Source organism: Myxococcus sp. AM010 (genome assembly GCF_013372585.1).
GTDB lineage: Bacteria > Myxococcota > Myxococcia > Myxococcales > Myxococcaceae > Myxococcus > Myxococcus vastator.
In genome coordinates, this window is sequence record NZ_JABXEO010000031.1 from 51048 (window position 1) to 67164 (window position 16117).

9 protein-coding genes are annotated in these 16117 nt (G+C 72.8%); 4 read left to right on the forward strand and 5 right to left on the reverse strand.

The window, feature by feature from the left end; translation table 11 throughout:
• Positions 1–131 precede the first annotated feature (131 nt).
• Together HV826_RS16500 and HV826_RS16505 are read left to right on the forward strand one after the other, a co-directional pair.
• On the forward strand, positions 132–2276 hold the full coding sequence (locus tag HV826_RS16500; protein ID WP_176417983.1) for an outer membrane protein assembly factor: 2145 nt from the start codon (positions 132–134) through the stop codon (positions 2274–2276).
• Positions 2273–6961 carry a translocation/assembly module TamB domain-containing protein gene (locus tag HV826_RS16505; protein ID WP_176417984.1) on the forward strand — a complete coding sequence of 1563 codons (4689 nt, stop codon included), beginning with the start codon at positions 2273–2275 and terminating at the stop codon, positions 6959–6961. The genes HV826_RS16500 and HV826_RS16505 overlap by 4 nt, the downstream gene beginning before the upstream one ends.
• Positions 6962–7019: 58 nt before the next feature.
• On the opposite strand, the gene HV826_RS16510 is transcribed toward HV826_RS16505, so the two are convergent.
• The gene (locus HV826_RS16510) at positions 7020–8066 is read right to left on the reverse strand and encodes a hypothetical protein (protein ID WP_163782581.1); all 1047 of its coding nucleotides are present in this window, start codon (positions 8064–8066) and stop codon (positions 7020–7022) included.
• Positions 8067–8275: 209 nt separating this feature from the next.
• On the opposite strand from HV826_RS16510, the gene HV826_RS16515 reads away from it, so the two are divergent.
• Complete coding sequence (locus tag HV826_RS16515; RefSeq protein ID WP_176417985.1) at positions 8276–9184, forward strand: LysR family transcriptional regulator; 909 nt, start codon at positions 8276–8278, stop codon at positions 9182–9184.
• Between the two features lie 120 nt (positions 9185–9304).
• Positions 9305–9634 carry a thioredoxin gene (gene trxA, locus HV826_RS16520; protein WP_176417986.1) on the forward strand — a complete coding sequence of 110 codons (330 nt, stop codon included), beginning with the start codon at positions 9305–9307 and terminating at the stop codon, positions 9632–9634.
• Here trxA and HV826_RS16525 read toward each other — a convergent pair.
• From HV826_RS16525 to HV826_RS16540, 4 genes are all read right to left on the reverse strand, one after another.
• Positions 9549–10184 (reverse strand): hypothetical protein, encoded by a 636-nt coding sequence (locus HV826_RS16525; RefSeq protein ID WP_255217259.1) that lies wholly within the window; start codon positions 10182–10184, stop codon positions 9549–9551. The genes trxA and HV826_RS16525 overlap by 86 nt on opposite strands.
• Positions 10185–10545: 361 nt before the next feature.
• Complete coding sequence (locus tag HV826_RS16530) at positions 10546–13299, reverse strand: VWA domain-containing protein (protein WP_176417987.1); 2754 nt, start codon at positions 13297–13299, stop codon at positions 10546–10548.
• Positions 13300–13423: 124 nt separating this feature from the next.
• Positions 13424–15208, reverse strand: a complete 1785-nt coding sequence (locus HV826_RS16535) for a BatA and WFA domain-containing protein (protein ID WP_176417988.1) — start codon at positions 15206–15208, stop codon at positions 13424–13426.
• Between the two features lie 58 nt (positions 15209–15266).
• A complete protein-coding gene (locus HV826_RS16540) occupies positions 15267–16115 on the reverse strand; it encodes a DUF58 domain-containing protein (RefSeq protein ID WP_176417989.1) in 849 nt (282 codons plus the stop codon).
• Positions 16116–16117 lie beyond the last annotated feature (2 nt).

Below are 16117 nucleotides of genomic sequence, written 5' to 3' on the forward strand. Positions count from 1 at the left end.
CGCGGCTTGCACGTCTTCACGAGGCGCCACGCCGTGACACCGGACACTGGAGTCCCGCCCGACGTCCCGGTATGCGACAAAGCATTGCCATCCTGGACGGAAGAAGTGTTGGGGCCGCGAGCCTTCCGGCTATGAAACCTCCCGTGGCCGCCGACCTGCTCAGACACCTCCGCCTTGCCACTCCGCTCGCCCTGCTGCTCACCGCGGCCTGCGCCACCACGAACGCGCCGCCCCCCTCGGGGCCCAAGGTCACCGACCTGGAAATCCAGGGAACGGACCAGGTGAGCGAGGGCGCCATCAAGGACCGCATCCTCACCACCGAGACGCCCTTCTGGGGCTTCTGGCCCTTTGGCGGCCCCAGCTACTTCGACGCCAACGCCTGGCAGGCGGACCTGCGGCGCATCGAGCGGTACTACCAGGCCCAGGGCTACTACCAGGCGAAAGTCACAAACGCAGAGGTGAACCCGGACGGTGACGACAAGGTCGCCATCGACATCAGCGTGCAGGAGGGCGAGCCCACCCGCATCAGCGAAATCCAGGTGACGGGCCTGGACACCTTGCCGGAGGACGTGCGCGAGGAGCACCGCGAGTACGTGCTGGACGGGCTGCCCCTGCACGAGGGCGACGTCTTCAGGGAAGAGGCCTGGGAGGAAGCCAAGGTCCGCGTCCAGGAGCGGCTGCGCGAGCTGGCCTACGCGGAGGCCGAGGTCGACGGTGAGGTCCGGGTGGACGTGGACACCCGGCAGGCGGTGGTGGAGCTGCGCACCCGGCCCGGCATCCGCTACCGCTTCGGCAACACCTTCGTCGCCACGGACGCCAACCCCCAGGTGCCTCCGCGCCGCATCATTGAACAGGTGACGGGCGCGCTGAAGAAGGGGGACTGGTACAGCGAGACGGCGCTGGCCAACGCGCAGGCGCGCGTGTTCCGCATGGGCGTGTTCGGCGCGGTGAAGGTGAACCGCGGCGCGCCGGACCGCGAGTCCGGCACGGTGCCCGTGGTGGTGGACGTGCGCGAGGCGCCCTTCCGCTCCGTGCGGCTGGGCGGCGGCCTGGGCGTGGACGCGGCCCGGCAGGAGGTCCGCGCGGTGGGCGAGTGGACCCACCGGAACTTCGGCGGCGGCCTGCGCCGCTTCACCGTCCGCGGCCGGCTGGGCTACGCCTTCATCCCCAACGTCCTCAGCTTCAACAAGAACGGCCCCGTCTTCGACGTCACCGCCGAATACGAGCAGCCCCGCTTCCTGTTCCGGGACTTGCGGGCGCAGAACTCGCTCAGCGTGGAGAAGGGCCTGGAGCAGGCCTATGACTTCTGGGGCGGCAGGCTCCAGACGGGTGTCATCTGGCAGCCGCACCCCGACTTCTCCATCTTCCCCTCGTACAACCTCCAGGTGTACCGGCTCAGCGGCCGTGTCAGCGCGGACTCCCGGGTGCCGCCCATCGTCCTGGGCTGCGGCGAAGGCCAGGAGCAGTGCGACGTGGCGCTCAGCTTCCTGGAGCTGGCCTTCACCTGGGACCGGCGCGATGACGTCATCGAGCCGCGCGACGGCTACTACCTCTCCCTCTCCATCCAGAAGGGCGGCGGTCCGCTCTTCGGAGACTTCAACTACGTCCGCCTGCTGCCCGACCTGCGCGTCTACCGCTCGTTTGGCGAGGACAAGCGGTTCATCCTGGCGGCGAAGGTGCGCGCGGGCACGCTGAACCCCGCGGGCGGCGGCCAGAGCTCCATCGTCACCCGCTTCTTCTCGGGCGGTGGCACGTTCATGCGGGGCTTCAACGGCCAGCGCCTGTCCCCGCTGGCCGCCCTGCAGCGCACCGCGGACGTGGACGGCGACGGCGTCCCGGAGGTCGTCCAGGACGAGGAGTGGGACACCGTGCCCGTGGGGGGCAACAGCCTCTTCGAGACCTCGGTGGAGATGCGCTACCAGTTCACGGAGAGCCTGATGGTGGCGGCCTTCTATGACACGGGCCTGGTGGGCATCGAGGACTTCGCCCATGGGAACCGGCCCAAGCTCTTCGGCCCCCAGCACTACCACGCCGTGGGCATGGGCCTGCGGTACCTGACCGTCGTGGGGCCCATCCGGCTGGACATCGCCCGGCGGTTGAACATCGGCGGGGGATTGCCCGTTTCCACCCCGGGATACATCTATCCCGAAGCGGGAGGCTGCTTCGGCATTGGAAGCCGGTGGAGGCCCACGGGTCCGACGACGCCCAGCGGCGCGTTCGCGGGCGCTCCGGACGGGCAGTGCGCGCTGCACCTGTCGATTGGAGAGGCGTTTTGACGCAATCCCCCCCGAGCCGGCCCGCGCGCTGGGGCCGCCGCGTGCTGTGGAGCCTGCTGGGCCTGGTGGGCCTCATCGTGCTCGTCGTCGCGGGCGTGCTCGTCTTCGCCACGACGTCGCGCGGAGAGGCCTGGCTCGTCCAGAAGGGGCTCGCGCTGGCCAACGAGCAGCTCTCCGGCCGGCTGGAGCTGGGGCGCCTGGACCTGTCCCTGGGCGGCGTCATCTTGGAGGACGTGAAGCTGTATGACCCCGAAGGCGAGCTGGTGGCGGAGGTTGCCCGGGTGGACGTGCGCGCGCGGCTGGCGGGGCTGGTGCGCCAGCACGTGGACCTCTCGTCCGCGCGCCTCGAGCGTCCACGCCTGTATCTGGCCCAGGACGAGCGCGGGCTGAACCTGACGCGCGCGCTGGAGCCCCGCGCGCCCAGCCCCGAGGAGCCCTCCACGGGCCGCGGCTCGCTGACGCTGGACTTGCACGAGCTGGTGCTCGAGGACGGCTATGTCGACTTCCGGCAGGCGCTGCCCGAAGGCGGTGAGCGGCAGGTGCGGCTGGAGGACCTGGAGGCCCGGGGCTCGGCCAGCTACGCCGCCGCGACGCAGGGCGTGGGCGCGAACCTGGAGGCCACCGCGCGCCTCACCCGCCCCGTGCCCGGGCCCGTGCGGCTGGCGCTGAAGGCCCGCGGCGAAGAGGGCGTGTTCGAGGGCGACGTCGACCTGGAGGCCGCGGGGCTGGCGCTGGAGGCCAGCGGCCGCGCGAAGCTCCCCCCGGAGACGCCGCCGGGCGCGACAGAGGGCCCGCTCCAGGCAGGGTTGGAGCTGCGGCGCCTGTCCGCGCCGCCCGACCTGCTGCGGGCCTTCGTGCCCACCTGGCCCTTGCTGGTGCCGGTGTCCGCGGAGGGCTCCGCCGGGCTGGAGGGCGACGCGGCCCAGGTGGACGTCACCGCGAAGGCCGCCAGCGCCTCCCTGTCCGTGAAGGGCGGCCTGGACTTGGAGCGGATGCGCACCGACGGCCTGTCCGTGAAGGCGCGCGACGTGGACCTGTCGGAGCTGATGGCGCAGGGCCCCAAGACGCGCATCGCCGCGGACCTGGACGCGAAGGGCGGAGGCACGAGCCTGGAGTCGATGGAAGGCGAGGTGAAGCTCACCGTGTCCCCGTCCGAGTACCTGGGCCAGCCGCTGGGTCCGGTGGAGCTGGAGGCCAGCGCGAAGGAGGGCCGGTATTCGCTGATGCGGCTGCGGCTGCTCGCCCCGGGCGTGGCCCTGCAGGCCAGGGGAGACGGCACGGCGGAGTCGGTGAACCTGGAAGGCGGCCTCACCGCCGGCAACCTCGCCCTGCTGTCGCGGATGCTGTCCAAGCTGATGCCAGGCGTGGTGGCGCCCATGGCGGGCAACGGCACGCTGGACTTCTCCGTGAAGGGCCCGCCGCGCACGCCCGCGGTGAAGGTCGACGGCGGCTTCGCGGCGCTGCGGTACGGCGACGTGGCGGCGCAGGACGTGTCCCTGAAGCTGGAGGTGCCGGACGTCAGCCACCCCCTCACGTCCAACGCCACGCTGGTGGTGTCCCGACTGAAGGCGGGCGGGCGGGACCTGCGCGACGTCGCCGTCACGCTGGCCACGCGGGAGCGCGCGCTGGAGGCCAGCGTGCGCGTGGCGGGAGACGCGGAGCTGGGGCTCACGCTCGGTGGCCAGGTGGACGACGATGGCCAGGGGCTGGCCATCCAGCAGCTGGCGCTGTTCTGGCCGGAGGCCACCTGGACGCTCCAGGCGCCCACGCACCTGGGCTTCGGCGGAGGCGACGTCGAGGTGGCGCCCCCGCTGCGGCTCGCGTCGGAGGGGCAGACGCTGTCGCTCCAGGGCGCGATGCGCGGCCAGCGTGTCACCGCGCGCGTGGAATTGGGCGCGTTCGATTTGTCGCGGCTGCCCAGGTCCCTCATCCCCGAGTCGCTGGGCCTGGGCGGCAGGCTGACGGGCCACGCCGCCGTCAGCGGGCAGATGGCGCGCCCCGACGCGGAGGCCGACCTGCGGCTGGAAGACGGCAGCGCGCGCGGCTACGAGGGGCTCCAGGCGAAAGTGAAGGCGCGCTACGTGAAGGACCGCGCCATCGGGACGCTGGCGGCCAGCCTGCCCGTGGCGCGGCTCGCCGCCGAGTTCGACGTGCCGGTGCAGGGCGTGCTCAAGCGCCGGCGCGACGCGATGTCCGTGCGCGTGAAGCTGGAGGACCTGGACCTCGCCGGCGCCATGAAGCTCGCGGGCCAGCCCGAGAGCGCCAGCGGCCGGCTGGCGGGCACGCTGACCGTGGAAGGCCCCGCGCGTGAGCCCCTGCTGGACTTCACCCTGCGCGGGCAGGACGTGCGCTACCAGACGCCGCCGCCGGGCTTCTCGCTGCCCGTGCCGCTGGCCTTCCAGCTGCGCGCCGTGTCCGACCGCGAGGACCCGACGTTGGATGCGCGCCTGGACGTGGAGGGCCTGGGCTCCCCGACGTACGTCGCCCTGCGGACGCCCTTCACGGTGGGCGGGCTGATGGCGAAGCCGCCCACGCCCGATGAGCTCCTCGCGACGACGCTGGGCGTGGAGGCCCGCGTCACGCAGCTGCCCCTCACCCTGCTCCAGGGCATGAGCGGCGTGCAGCAGCCGGGCGGCACCGTGACGGCGGAGCTGGACTTCGAGGGCTCGGTGCTGGTGCCCCAGGCGACGCTGCGCGTGCAGGCCCACGCGGTGACGATGAACGGGCTGCCGCCCATGAACGGGCAGCTCAGCGTCGTGGGCGGCGACCAGGACGTGAAGCTGACGCTGAACGCGCAGCGCCAGGACGGGCCGCTGGCGCAGCTGACGGCCACGCTGGCGGCCCCGCTGGGCGCGCTCCAGGACCGCGAGGTCTACGGCCACATCCCCTTCGACATCACCGGCCGCGTGGGTCCGGTGCCGCTGAAGGAGCTCCCCGGCCTGGCCACCCCGGCGTCGCCCGTGGCGGAGGGCGCGCCGCCACCGCAGGGGGGCCGGCCCACGGGCATCCAGGGCGTGCTGGCCATGGAGCTGGGCGCGCGGGGCACGCTCGACGCGCCGCAGCTGGAGCTCACCGCTGGCGTGCAGGACCTGGGCTTGGGCAACACGGGCCTGGGCCAGGTGCGCCTGAACTACACGTACAGGGACACCCGCTCCCGCTTCGACCTGCTGCTCACCGAGCCGGGCGGCGGCACCATGCTGGTGAACGGCGGCCTGGGCCTGGACGTGTCACTGCCCGCGCTCACCCGGGGACCGCAGACAGACACCGCGCCAGTGGAGGTCACACTCAAGGCGCGAGACTTCAACCCGGCCTTCCTCTCCGGCACGGTGGAGATGCTGCGCAGCATCGGCGGCGTGCTCCAGGCGGACGCCAGCGTCGCCGGCACGCTGGGCGCGCCCAGCATCAACGGCAGCCTGGAGTGGAAGGACGGCAAGCTGGGGCTGATGGGCCTGGGCGAGTACCGCGACATCCAACTCGCCCTGAAGGCCAGCCGCGAGGCCATCGCCGTCACGACGCTGTCGGCGAAGGCCGGCAACGGCGCACTCCACCTCAACTCGCCGCTGACCGCGGTGCTCAACGCCCGGAATGAGTACGAGCTGTCCAGCCCCGGGACGTCCGAGCCGCCGCTGGTGATGCGCAACTTCCCCATCATCGTCGACGACCAGCTCATGGCGCTGGTGAGCCTGCGCGCGAAGGTGGAGGGCACGCTGTCCCAGCGCCTGGTCAACCTGCGCAACGTCGCCATCCCCGAGGCCACCATCGAGCTGCCGGAAGCCAAGCGCAAGGACCTGCAGGCGCTGGAGCGGCCCGGTGACGTGGTGCTGGTGCGCAACGGCGAGCCGTTGAACCCCAAGAAGCGCAAGGAGGCGGCCCAGGCGCAGCTCCCGACGAATCCCGATGGGACACCCGTGGAAGGCGCGCCCCCGGACGAAGCGGCCACGCCGCCCATGGTGTTCTGGGTGAATGTGAATGCGCCCCGCAACCTCTGGGTGAAGGGCTCCGACATCAACGCGGAGCTGGGGCTGTCGGAGGACTTCCGCGTCGAATACACGGACGTGGCGCGCCTGTTCGGTGAGGTGCGCGTGCTGCGTGGACGCGTGGACGTGCTGGGCCGCCGCTTCGACGTCCAGCGCGACAGCCAGGTGCGCTTCACCGGCCCGGCCATGTCGCCGTACATCAACGTCACCGCCGAGCACCGCAACGACGGCGCCAAGGTCACCGTGTTCGTCACCATCCGGGGCCAGGGGCGTGAACTCACCATCAAGCCCACCAGCGACCCGCCGCTGCCGGAGTCGGAAATCTACACGCTGCTGGCGACAGGCCGGCGCACGCTGGAGCGCAGCTCCGGTGCCTCCATGAACGCCAGCGCGCAGGCCGCGTCCGTGGTGGGCTCGCTGGTGGCCAACGAGGCCCGCAAGGCCCTGGCGGCGAAGCTGCCCCTGGACGTGGTCTCCATCGAGGCGGGGGACTCCGGCATCGCGGGCACCAAGCTGGAGGTCGGCACGTACGTGACGGACAAAATCTACGTCGGCTACACCGGCCGCGTGGGCGCCAACCTCCAGCAGGGAGAGAACGCCAACGCGGTGCGCTTCGAGTACCAGCTGGGCACGCGCTGGAGCCTGGAAGGCCAGTACGGCGACGCGCGCTCGGGCGGGTTGGACCTCATCTGGACCAACCAGTACTGAGGCGCGCTGGGACACGGCGGGCTCCCGTCCTTCCGGGCGGGAGCCGCCGCTTCGACGATTAGAGGCCGTACATCGCGAAGCACGAGCCCGCGGGGCCCGCGCCGGAGATGGGCGCGCTCGGCGCGCTCAGCCACGCGCTGTTGGCGCCGCACTGGTGCCACTGCCCATCACCCGTGGACTGCACGCAGGTGCGCACCGGCACCGAGCGGCCCAGCGTGGCGGAGGAGCACCAGCCATAGGACGCGGTGCAGTTCGTGGGCTTGGCCACGCTGCCCGCGGTGAAGGCGCCCGACTGACACTGCCGCCACATGGCATCCGACGAGCTCTGCACGCAGCCGAGCTCCGGCAAGGTGGCGCCGGCCGTCTCGGAGAAGCAGCCGGAGGCGGAGCCCCAGGCATAGGCCGACTCGTAGCGGTGGTAGACGACGGCCACCAGCGACGAGCCGCCCACGTTGGTGCGGCCGCACTGGAGGGCATACGCGCCCACCCAGGGCGTGTACGTGTAGAGCGCCGCCGTCGCCTTGTTGGCGGGCCGCACCGAGCACGGGTCCGACGTGGACTTCGTCACGCCCACGCGCCAGCCGGAGATGGTGGGACGGCCCGCGTCCAGGTCCGTCAGGTAGCCGCGCAGCTTCTTGGCGGAGCAGTCAATCTGCTTGCCGAAGCCCACGTATTGCGCGTCACAGCCGCTGGTGTCCGGGCAGCCACAGCCGGTGGCCTTGGCCAGGTTGTTGGAGTTGCCGCTCTGGATGAGGCTGGACTCCACCTGGATGCGGGCCAGCATGTACAGCGGGCTGATGCCAAAGGCCTTGGAGCGCTCGACGATGAGCGCGGCGGCCGTCTTGTTGTTGAAGGCCGGGTCCCGGTAGTTCGCCAGGAACGAGTTGTTCTGCTGGAGGAAGGCCTGCACCTGCGCGGTGGTCACCCACTGGCTCCCGGTGATGTCGGTGTCCTCCAGCAGCCGGTGCATGTCGTACTTCGTGGTGGCCTCCAGCAGCACCTGACCGGTCAGCTCGTCGATGACGGGCTCTTCTTCCGCGTCGATGGGACCACAGCCGGCCGCCACCAACGCGGGCACCAGGAGCAACCACAATCGCGTCTTCATCGCGTCCTCGGGGGGATGGGCCGCGAACCCGGAGAGCGGTGCTCACCGGACACGGCCAGGGGAGGCCGAGGCTCCAGCCGCGTGAAACATTATTCAAGAATTTCTTATTTTAAATGACTGACGGATTATTAATGTCCAGCTGCATCTGGCGCCCTGAGCGCCCCTGGTAGGCTCACCGGGTGCCCGCGAGCCCGCCCCTCCTGGATGACATGCTCCTCTTCACCGAAGTCGTGGCGACCGGAGGCATCACCGCCGCGGCGGAGCGGCTGGGGCTGCGCAAGTCCACGGTGAGCCGCCGCCTCGCGGCGTTGGAGGAGCGGCTGGGCGTCCGGCTCATCGAGCGCAACCCGCGCGGGCTCCGGCTCACGGAGGTGGGCCGCGACTACCACGCCCACTGCGCGCGGCTGGTGGCGGAGGCGCGCGAGGTGAACCGCGCGCTTGGCGAGTCGCGCGTCACGCCGCAGGGCACCCTGCGCATCGCCACGCTCTCACTGCTGGGCGAGCTGCTGACCCCACTCATCGCGGAGCTGCTGTTGCGTCATCCCCTGCTCCGCGTGGAAGTCTCACTCGCTGAAGCGCACGTGGACCTCATCTCCGAGGAGTACGACCTGGCGCTGCGGACCGGCCCGCTCGCGGACTCCGCCATGGTGGCCCGAAGGCTCGGGCGCCTTCGCACCGGCTACTACGCCAGCCCGGCCTACCTCGCGAGGCAAGGGACACCCCGGACCGCGGCGGAGCTGCAAGGTCATGCCTGCGTCGTGCTCGCCGCGCCCGGCACCGACGAGGTCTGGTTCTTCGGCGAGGGCCGCGGCGCGAAGAGCCATCCGGTGACGGGACGCCTGCGCGTTCCCAGCGTGCGCGCGGGACAAGCGGCCGCGCGCGCGGGCCTGGGCGTGGTGCGGCTGCCCGCCTCGCTCGTCGCCGAGGACGTGCGCGGCGGGCTGCTCGTGCCAGTGCTGGAAGCCGAGACGCCGCCGGGCATCCCCGTCTTCGCTGTCTACCCCAGCAGGCGGCAGCTCCCGCCCAAGGTGCGCGCCTTCCTGTCGCTGCTGAGCGAACGCGGCGCCGCGCTCCCGTGGGATGACGCCACCGAGCCCACGTCCACGCGGAATCGGTAAAGGGACCTCGCGCAACACAGCGTTCCCTCGCGGGCGCTCGTCCGTTTCCGTCGAGGCCACTACACCTGGGTCCACACCCAGGCCGGGCCCACGCGCCCGGCCGCGACAGGAGGACACACCATGACGACCCACGTCATCCCGCTGGACGACGCGCACTTTCAAGGGGAGGTGCTGGAGTCACCCGAGCCCGTGCTGGTGGACTTCACGGCCGCCTGGTGCCCGCCGTGCCGCGCGCTCGCCCCCGTGCTCGACGTGATTGCCGCTGATTTCCGGGGACGGCTGAAGGTGACGAGCCTGGACGTGGACGACAACCCAGAGTCCGCCATGCGCTATGGCATCCGCTCCGTCCCGGCGCTGCTGCTCTTCAAGGAGGGCAAGGTCGTGCGGCAACTGCTGGGTGCCCAGCCCCGCGCGAAGCTGGAGCAGGAGCTGCGCACCCACCTTGGATGACCCGGCGCTCCTCTTCCTTCAGGCCGTATTCGGCGTTGTTGCTCGCCGAGCCCACGGCCACGTAGAGCTGGTTGCCCACGAGCGCCATGCCCAGCGGCTGATTGAGCCCCTCCAGGAAGACTTCACGCACCTCGGGGCGGCCGTCTCCATCCGCGTCCCGCAGCAGGGTGATGCGGTTGGCGCTGGTGCCGATGTTCTGCGAGCGGACCTTCCCCGTCTCGATGGCCTCCGCGCGGTCCTCCTCGTCCTTGAACAGGGAGGCGGCCTCGGCCACCAGCACGTCGCCGTTGGGCAGCACGTACATCCACCGGGGGTTCTGGAAGCCGTCCGCGTACCGCGTCACCTCGAAGCCGTCGGGCGCCACCGGCTGCGTCCCCTCCGGCCAGCCGATGACGGTGCTGTAGCGCTGCACGTCGAAGCTCAGGTCCGGGGGCGGCAGCGGCGGCGATGGGACCTCGGGCTCCGGCGCGGCCGAGGGCGCGCGGTGTGCGCAGTCCACCAGGAACAGCAGCGCCACCGCGCCGAGCGAGCGTCGGGAGAGCACGTTCATGCGCCCTCTTTACGAAGCCTCCGCCGCGAGGCAGCTCCCACGGCCCTTCCGGCACGCCGCGGATGTTGAGTGGCGGGAGCCACGCGCGCCCGCTGCCGGGTGCCCGACACCTCGGCCCGGCCAGGACGTGCGCTACCGCACCACATTCCACCCACGGATAATTTTAGGTTCGTGTTGCAAATCATACACTGCTCGTGTATCCACTCATTCACCCTGTGCGTTTCGCAGGGCGCGGGTCGCCCCACATCTCCGATCCCCCCTTCTTGTTCGGGGCGACTCGTACCCACCGCGGACAGTCGCCCTCACCTGTGCCAGCCCCTTCCTGTCCGGGGCGGCCCGCACCTCTCCCCACGCCTTCGTCTCAACGGTCCAGCCGCCTCCGGGCCCGGGCTCGCGCGGCGTCCAGTGCGGAGTCCACGCTCCCCTCGGCCGGCTTCGCTGGTGTCACGGCCGCGTCGCCCTCGTGGGTGGGCGGAGCGGACGTCTGGGCCGTCCGTGTTGCCTGGGCGTGCGACGGCGCCGAGGACGCCCCGGGTGCCACGGGGACGGCCACGGCGCGCTCGCGGGTCCGCGACGCACGCAGCCGGGGCGCGGAGAGGAAGCGGCGCACGGCCACCTCCGCCAGCAGCAGGGCCAGCGCCAGGGCCACCAGCCACGGCGCCAGGGCCACGCGGCCCAGCGACTCCGGAGCCTCCATGAAGAGGCCCGTCATGGACAGGCGCTCCACGCCGCCTCCCACGGCCGCGATGGCGCGCAGCAGCTCCAGCCCCGCCTTCGCGGAGCCGGGCTCGAACTCCGGCGCGTAGGGCAGCGTGACGGGCGGCGCGCGCAGCACCTTCGCGCCCAGCCGCACCACCGGGTGCCACGTCCCGCTGCCCTCCAGCGGGTACTCGGCGACGAGCCGGTCTTCATCCTCCCAGCGCATCGGACGCTCCACCGGCGCGGCGCGTCCGTCGCCAGGCAGGAGCACCATCGTCGGCGCCGCGCCGGGCAGCGCCTCGCCCGGCGGCAGGTCCAGCGTCACGCGCAGCAGGTGCCCCCGCCGCTCGGTGCGCACCACCGCGTCCCCGACGGGCGCCGCGCCCGCCAGCGTCCAGCGCACCATCCCCTCCAGGGCCGCGCGCAGGGAGGCCCACGTCCGCAGCTCGCCGGTGTACGGCCCGTCCACCTCCGCGGTGAAGGCCACCGTGCGCCCCGCGCCTCGCGGCCACATCGCCAGGATGGGCGCGCCATTCGTGTCCAGGGTGCGCAGCGCCACGTTGGCGCGGGGCTTGAGGTAGGTGAGGTTGTAGCCGCCCACCTGGGGCAGCCCTTGCGCGGACAGCCTGCCGAGCAGCGGCAGGTCCGGCGCGCCTTCCAGCGACGCGGGCTCGTCCACGAAGGTGGCGCGCGCCACCGTGAGCGTCTCCTGGCTGAAGATGCGCGGCAGGCTCATCGCGTCCTCGGCGAAGTAGACGCGCCCACCGCCCCGGTGGGCCACCTCCCGGAGCAGCTCCGCGTCCGGGTCCGAGGGCACGCCCAGCCCGATGACGGACACCGTCACGCCCTGCTCGCGCAAGTGGGCCAGCGTGCGCTGGTAGTCCTCGGGCTCCTCGGAGTCCGCTGCGTCGGAGAACAGGAGGACGTGGCGCGTGGACTTCTCGCTGCGGAGGATTTCCGTGCGGCCGGTGCGGAGCGCCTCGCCCACGTAGATGCCGCCGCCACCGCTGAAGCCACGCGCGACGGCGTCCAGGGGCAACCCCGCCTCCACCGGACTGAGCGGGAAGATTTCATGGGCCGCCGTGTCCACCATGTGCACGGAGACCTCGTCCTTGGGGTTGAGCAGCGTCAGCGCGGCCACGACGCCCTCGGCGGCCAGCTCCATCTTCGTCCGCCCGTCCGGGACGGTCATCCCCATGGAGCAGGAGGCGTCCATCAACACGCTCAGCGCCAGGGACGCGCGGCGCTGCTCCTCGCGCATCTCCAGGGACACGGGGAGCAGCGGCTCCACGGGCGAGCGCCGGAAGCCGCCCTCGCCGAAGCTGTTGCGCCCGCCGGTCATCACCAGCCCGCCACCGGCCTGCTCGACGTAGGCCGCCAGCGCGTTGAGGCCCGGCTCGCCGAGCGCGTTCGCGTCCACGTTCTCCAGCACCACGGTGCCCACGCCATCCAGGTCATCCAGCGTGAGGCGGAACGGCGTGCGCACGTCGAGCTGCAACCCCGAAGCGGCGAGCGACTGCGCGAGCGTGCCCCGGGACTGGTTCGTGAGCAGCAACACCCGGGGCGGGCCCTCCACGCGCAGCACGGCGACGCCCCGGTCGTTCTCCACCACGCCGTCGCCGGGGGCGGCCACGGAGAGCTGGTAGCGGACCAGTCCGGGCTCCTCGACCAGGTCGCGCAGCGGCAGGACGTTGGGGCCGGGCTGGAAGTCGAAGGGCCCCTGGAGGAGCACGCGGCCATTGCGCTCCAGCCGGACGGTGCCGGTGACGGCGGCGGAGGCATGGACCACGGCGGAGAACTGGAAGGGCTCGCGCTCGGAGACGGCGGCGGGGACGTCCACGGAGACGACAGCCACGTCGAGCGGCGGCTCGGGACGGGCGAGGTGACGCCAGTCCACGGCGAGGCCCCGGGCCGCCAGGCGCCGCGCGGCGCCGCGCGCATCCACGCCCGTGGCGCGGCCATCGGACAGCACCAGCACGCGGCCGGCGCGCTCGTCGGGGATGAGGGCGCTCGCGGCGTCCAACGCGGCGGACAAATCGGAGGCCTCCGCGTCCACGGGGCGCGTGAAGCCGCCAAAGCCGCCGAGGTTGGACAGGGGCTGCTCGACGCGCGCGTCCCGGCCGAAGGTGATGACCCCCACGCGGTCCCCGGGGCGGCGCTGCGACTCCAGCAGGGTGACGAGCTCCTGGGCCGTGCGGTCCACGTCGCGAGGCATGGACGCGGAGCGGTCCACCACCACGACGACGTCACTGCCCGCGTCGGCCAGCCGCAGCTCGGGGCCCGAGAGCGCGCCGACGACGAGCACCAGCAGCGCGGCGCGCAGCCACATGGGCGGGCCCGGCCGACGGCCGTACTTCCAGAGGAAGAGGCCCAGCGGCAGCAGCAGCACCCACGCCTGCGGGAGGGAGAAGGTCATCCGCGGCTCCAGCGACTGGAAGCCATGGTGGCACCAAGCAGCACAGGTAGCGGGCGCCCCATCATCCACCGCGCGCTCACCTCGCACGCCTTCATCGAATCGTCCCGTCGCACCGATAACGCGTTCATGACGCGCCCCCAGTGCCAGGCACCCCCGTCCCAGAGGCGCCCGGCGACTCCCGCCGCGTGAGATAGAAGTCCGCCACCAACGCGGCGAGCAGCAGGACCAAGGGCCATCGGGCCCGGCCCGGCGCGCTGCCTCCCGCGTCGTCTTCCCCCGCCTCACGTGCCGGCACGTCCGCGCGTCCGCGCGCACGCAGGTCCGACTCCCGGGCGTCCAGCGCCAGCACCTGCGCCGTGTCCACCACGTCGCCGTCGCGCTCCAGCGAATAGGCCCCAGGCCCGGTGGGGGGCGACAGCGTCACCTCGCCCGCGCCAAACACCGGTCGGCTGCCCCCCGGTCCCACGAGCGCGTAACGCGCACCCGCGAGCGTCACCACCGGCAGCGGCTCACCCAACATCAACTGACGCCGAGGAAAGCCCTCCCGCGTGCGCCGGGCCTCGCGCACCAGGTTGCTCAGCAGCACCGGCCACGCGGACACCCGCTGCACGTTCGAACGCGACAGGTCCACGTTGACGTGAACCCGGCCATCCACTTCCTCGGACACCAGCACCGCGTCCCCCGCGCTCACCAGCGGCTTTCCCGGCGGATTGTCCCCCGCCGTCCACCGCACGCCCGAAAGCTGCACGTCATCCAGCAGTGGGTGCCCCTTTTCGGAGAAGAACGGCCCCACGAACGTACGCGGCGCGCCGCCCGCCCCCACCGTCACCCGCGCATCCGTCCCCGGCGGTCCCAGCACCAACACCCCGTCCGTCGCCGCGCCCTCCGCTCCGCGCGCCACCTCCGGCGACACCGCGAGGAACCGCTCCAGCGCGGCCTGCTCCGGAGCCCCCAGTCCCCGCGCCAACGCCACCGCGATGGGCCGCGTGGGCGCGGGCGGCAGCCGCACCAGGCCGTCCTCGGGCAACGCGTCGTCCGGAAGCGACACCTCCACATCGCCCGCTCCCTGGAACGTCAGCCGGACCGTCGCGGTGCCCTCCTCCGGAAGGCGCACGCGCTCCACCCGCTCCGCACCGGCCTTCGCGCCGGCCCCTGGCAACGCGCGGACCCGAACGTCCACCTCCTCCGGCCCCTCCCCGAAGCGCGCCACCCGGAGCGTCACCGTGGCCGTGGGCCCGTCATCGCGCCGCTGCGCGGAGACCAGCGCCACGTTGCCTCGCGCATTGCCCAGCGCCGTCCACCGCACGGCCGCGGGCACCAGGGCCGCGTTCTCCGGTGGAACGTCCGTGAAGAAGGCCACGCGCCGCCCCGCCCCCGCCAGCTCCTGCGCCCAGATGAGCGTGGGCATCGGGTCATGGTCCGCGCCCCGCGCCTGGAAGGACTCCAGCGCGGCCAGCGCTCGGGAGGGCTCCGCCTCCGGCCCCGCGAGCATGCGCGGCGTGCCGCCGCTGGCCAGCAGCGTCACCTGCGTCGCCTCCTCCAACTCCACGCGCGCCGCCGCCTCGCGCCGCACCTGCTCCAACACCGTCACGCCGTCCGGCCCGCGCGCCGACATGGACAGGCTCCCGTCCACCACCAGCACCAGGTGCCGGGCCCGCGCGGCCTCCCCCCACCGCACGTCCGCCAGGAAGAGCGCGGCGGCCACCACCGCCAGCACCTCCAGCAGCAGCGAGGCCTCCCGCGTGAAGCGCTCCCAGCGGGGCCCCGCCTCGGCGCGAGGACTGGGCCTGCGCCACAGGAAGAGCGCGCTCACCACCACCGGCTTCTGCCGGCGCCGCAGGAAGTACGCCGCCACCAGCGGCACGAGCGCGCCCAGCGCCAGCAGCCCCCACGGGAAGCCAAAGCTCATGTGTCACCGCCCACGGCCTGCCCCTGGCGCGAGGCAACGTCGTCCACCCAGCGCCCCCTCACGACGCACCCGCCGCGAGGAACAGGGGCCGCAGCGGCCCCGCGACCAACGCGCCCAGCCCATCCTGCGCCCGCGCGGTGAGCAGCGCTCCGCGAGCACGCAAGGCCGCGCCCCTCAAGCCGCGCTGGTGCTCCGCGAAGCGGCGCGTGTACGTGGCCAGCACCTCGTCCGTCAGCAACTCCTCCAGCGCCGCGCCGCTCTCCGAGTCCACCAGCCGGGCCCCATCCCCACCCGCGGGGTCCAGGTCCTCGGCGTCCAGCACCTGCGCCAGGAAGAGCCCGGACGCGCCCCGCGCCAGCCGCGCGCACAGCGCCGGCAGGTCCGCCTCGAAGAGGAAGTCACTCACCACCACGCGCAGCCCACACGGCCGCAGCGGCGGCAGGCGCCCCAGCGACTCCGGCAGCCCGTCCCGCGCGTCGAAGTCCGCCGCGTCCAGGGCCGCCCGGCACGCCTGCCCCTGCGCACGCTCCGGCCGGGCACCGGCCACCATCAACGTGGGCGTCAGCCCCTGCCGCGCCGCCACCTCCGCCGTCAGCAGCGCCACCTCCCGCGCGCACGCGGCCTTGCGCGGGGACAGCGCCATGGAGCGCGAGCCATCCAGCACCACCTCCACGCGCGGCGACACCTCGTCCTGGCGGATGCGCAGCACGAGCTCTCCCGTGCGCGCCACCGCGTTCCAGTCCACCTGCCGCAGGTCATCTCCGGGCTGGTACGCGCGGAAGTCATGCAGCTCCAGCGCGCTGCCCGCGGACGTGGCGCGGACCTCCCCCAAGAGGCCCCGGTGGGGGCCCCTGGGCAGCGCCAGGGCCAGCCCCGGAACCAGCCGCGCGACGGCGGAGGCGTCCATCC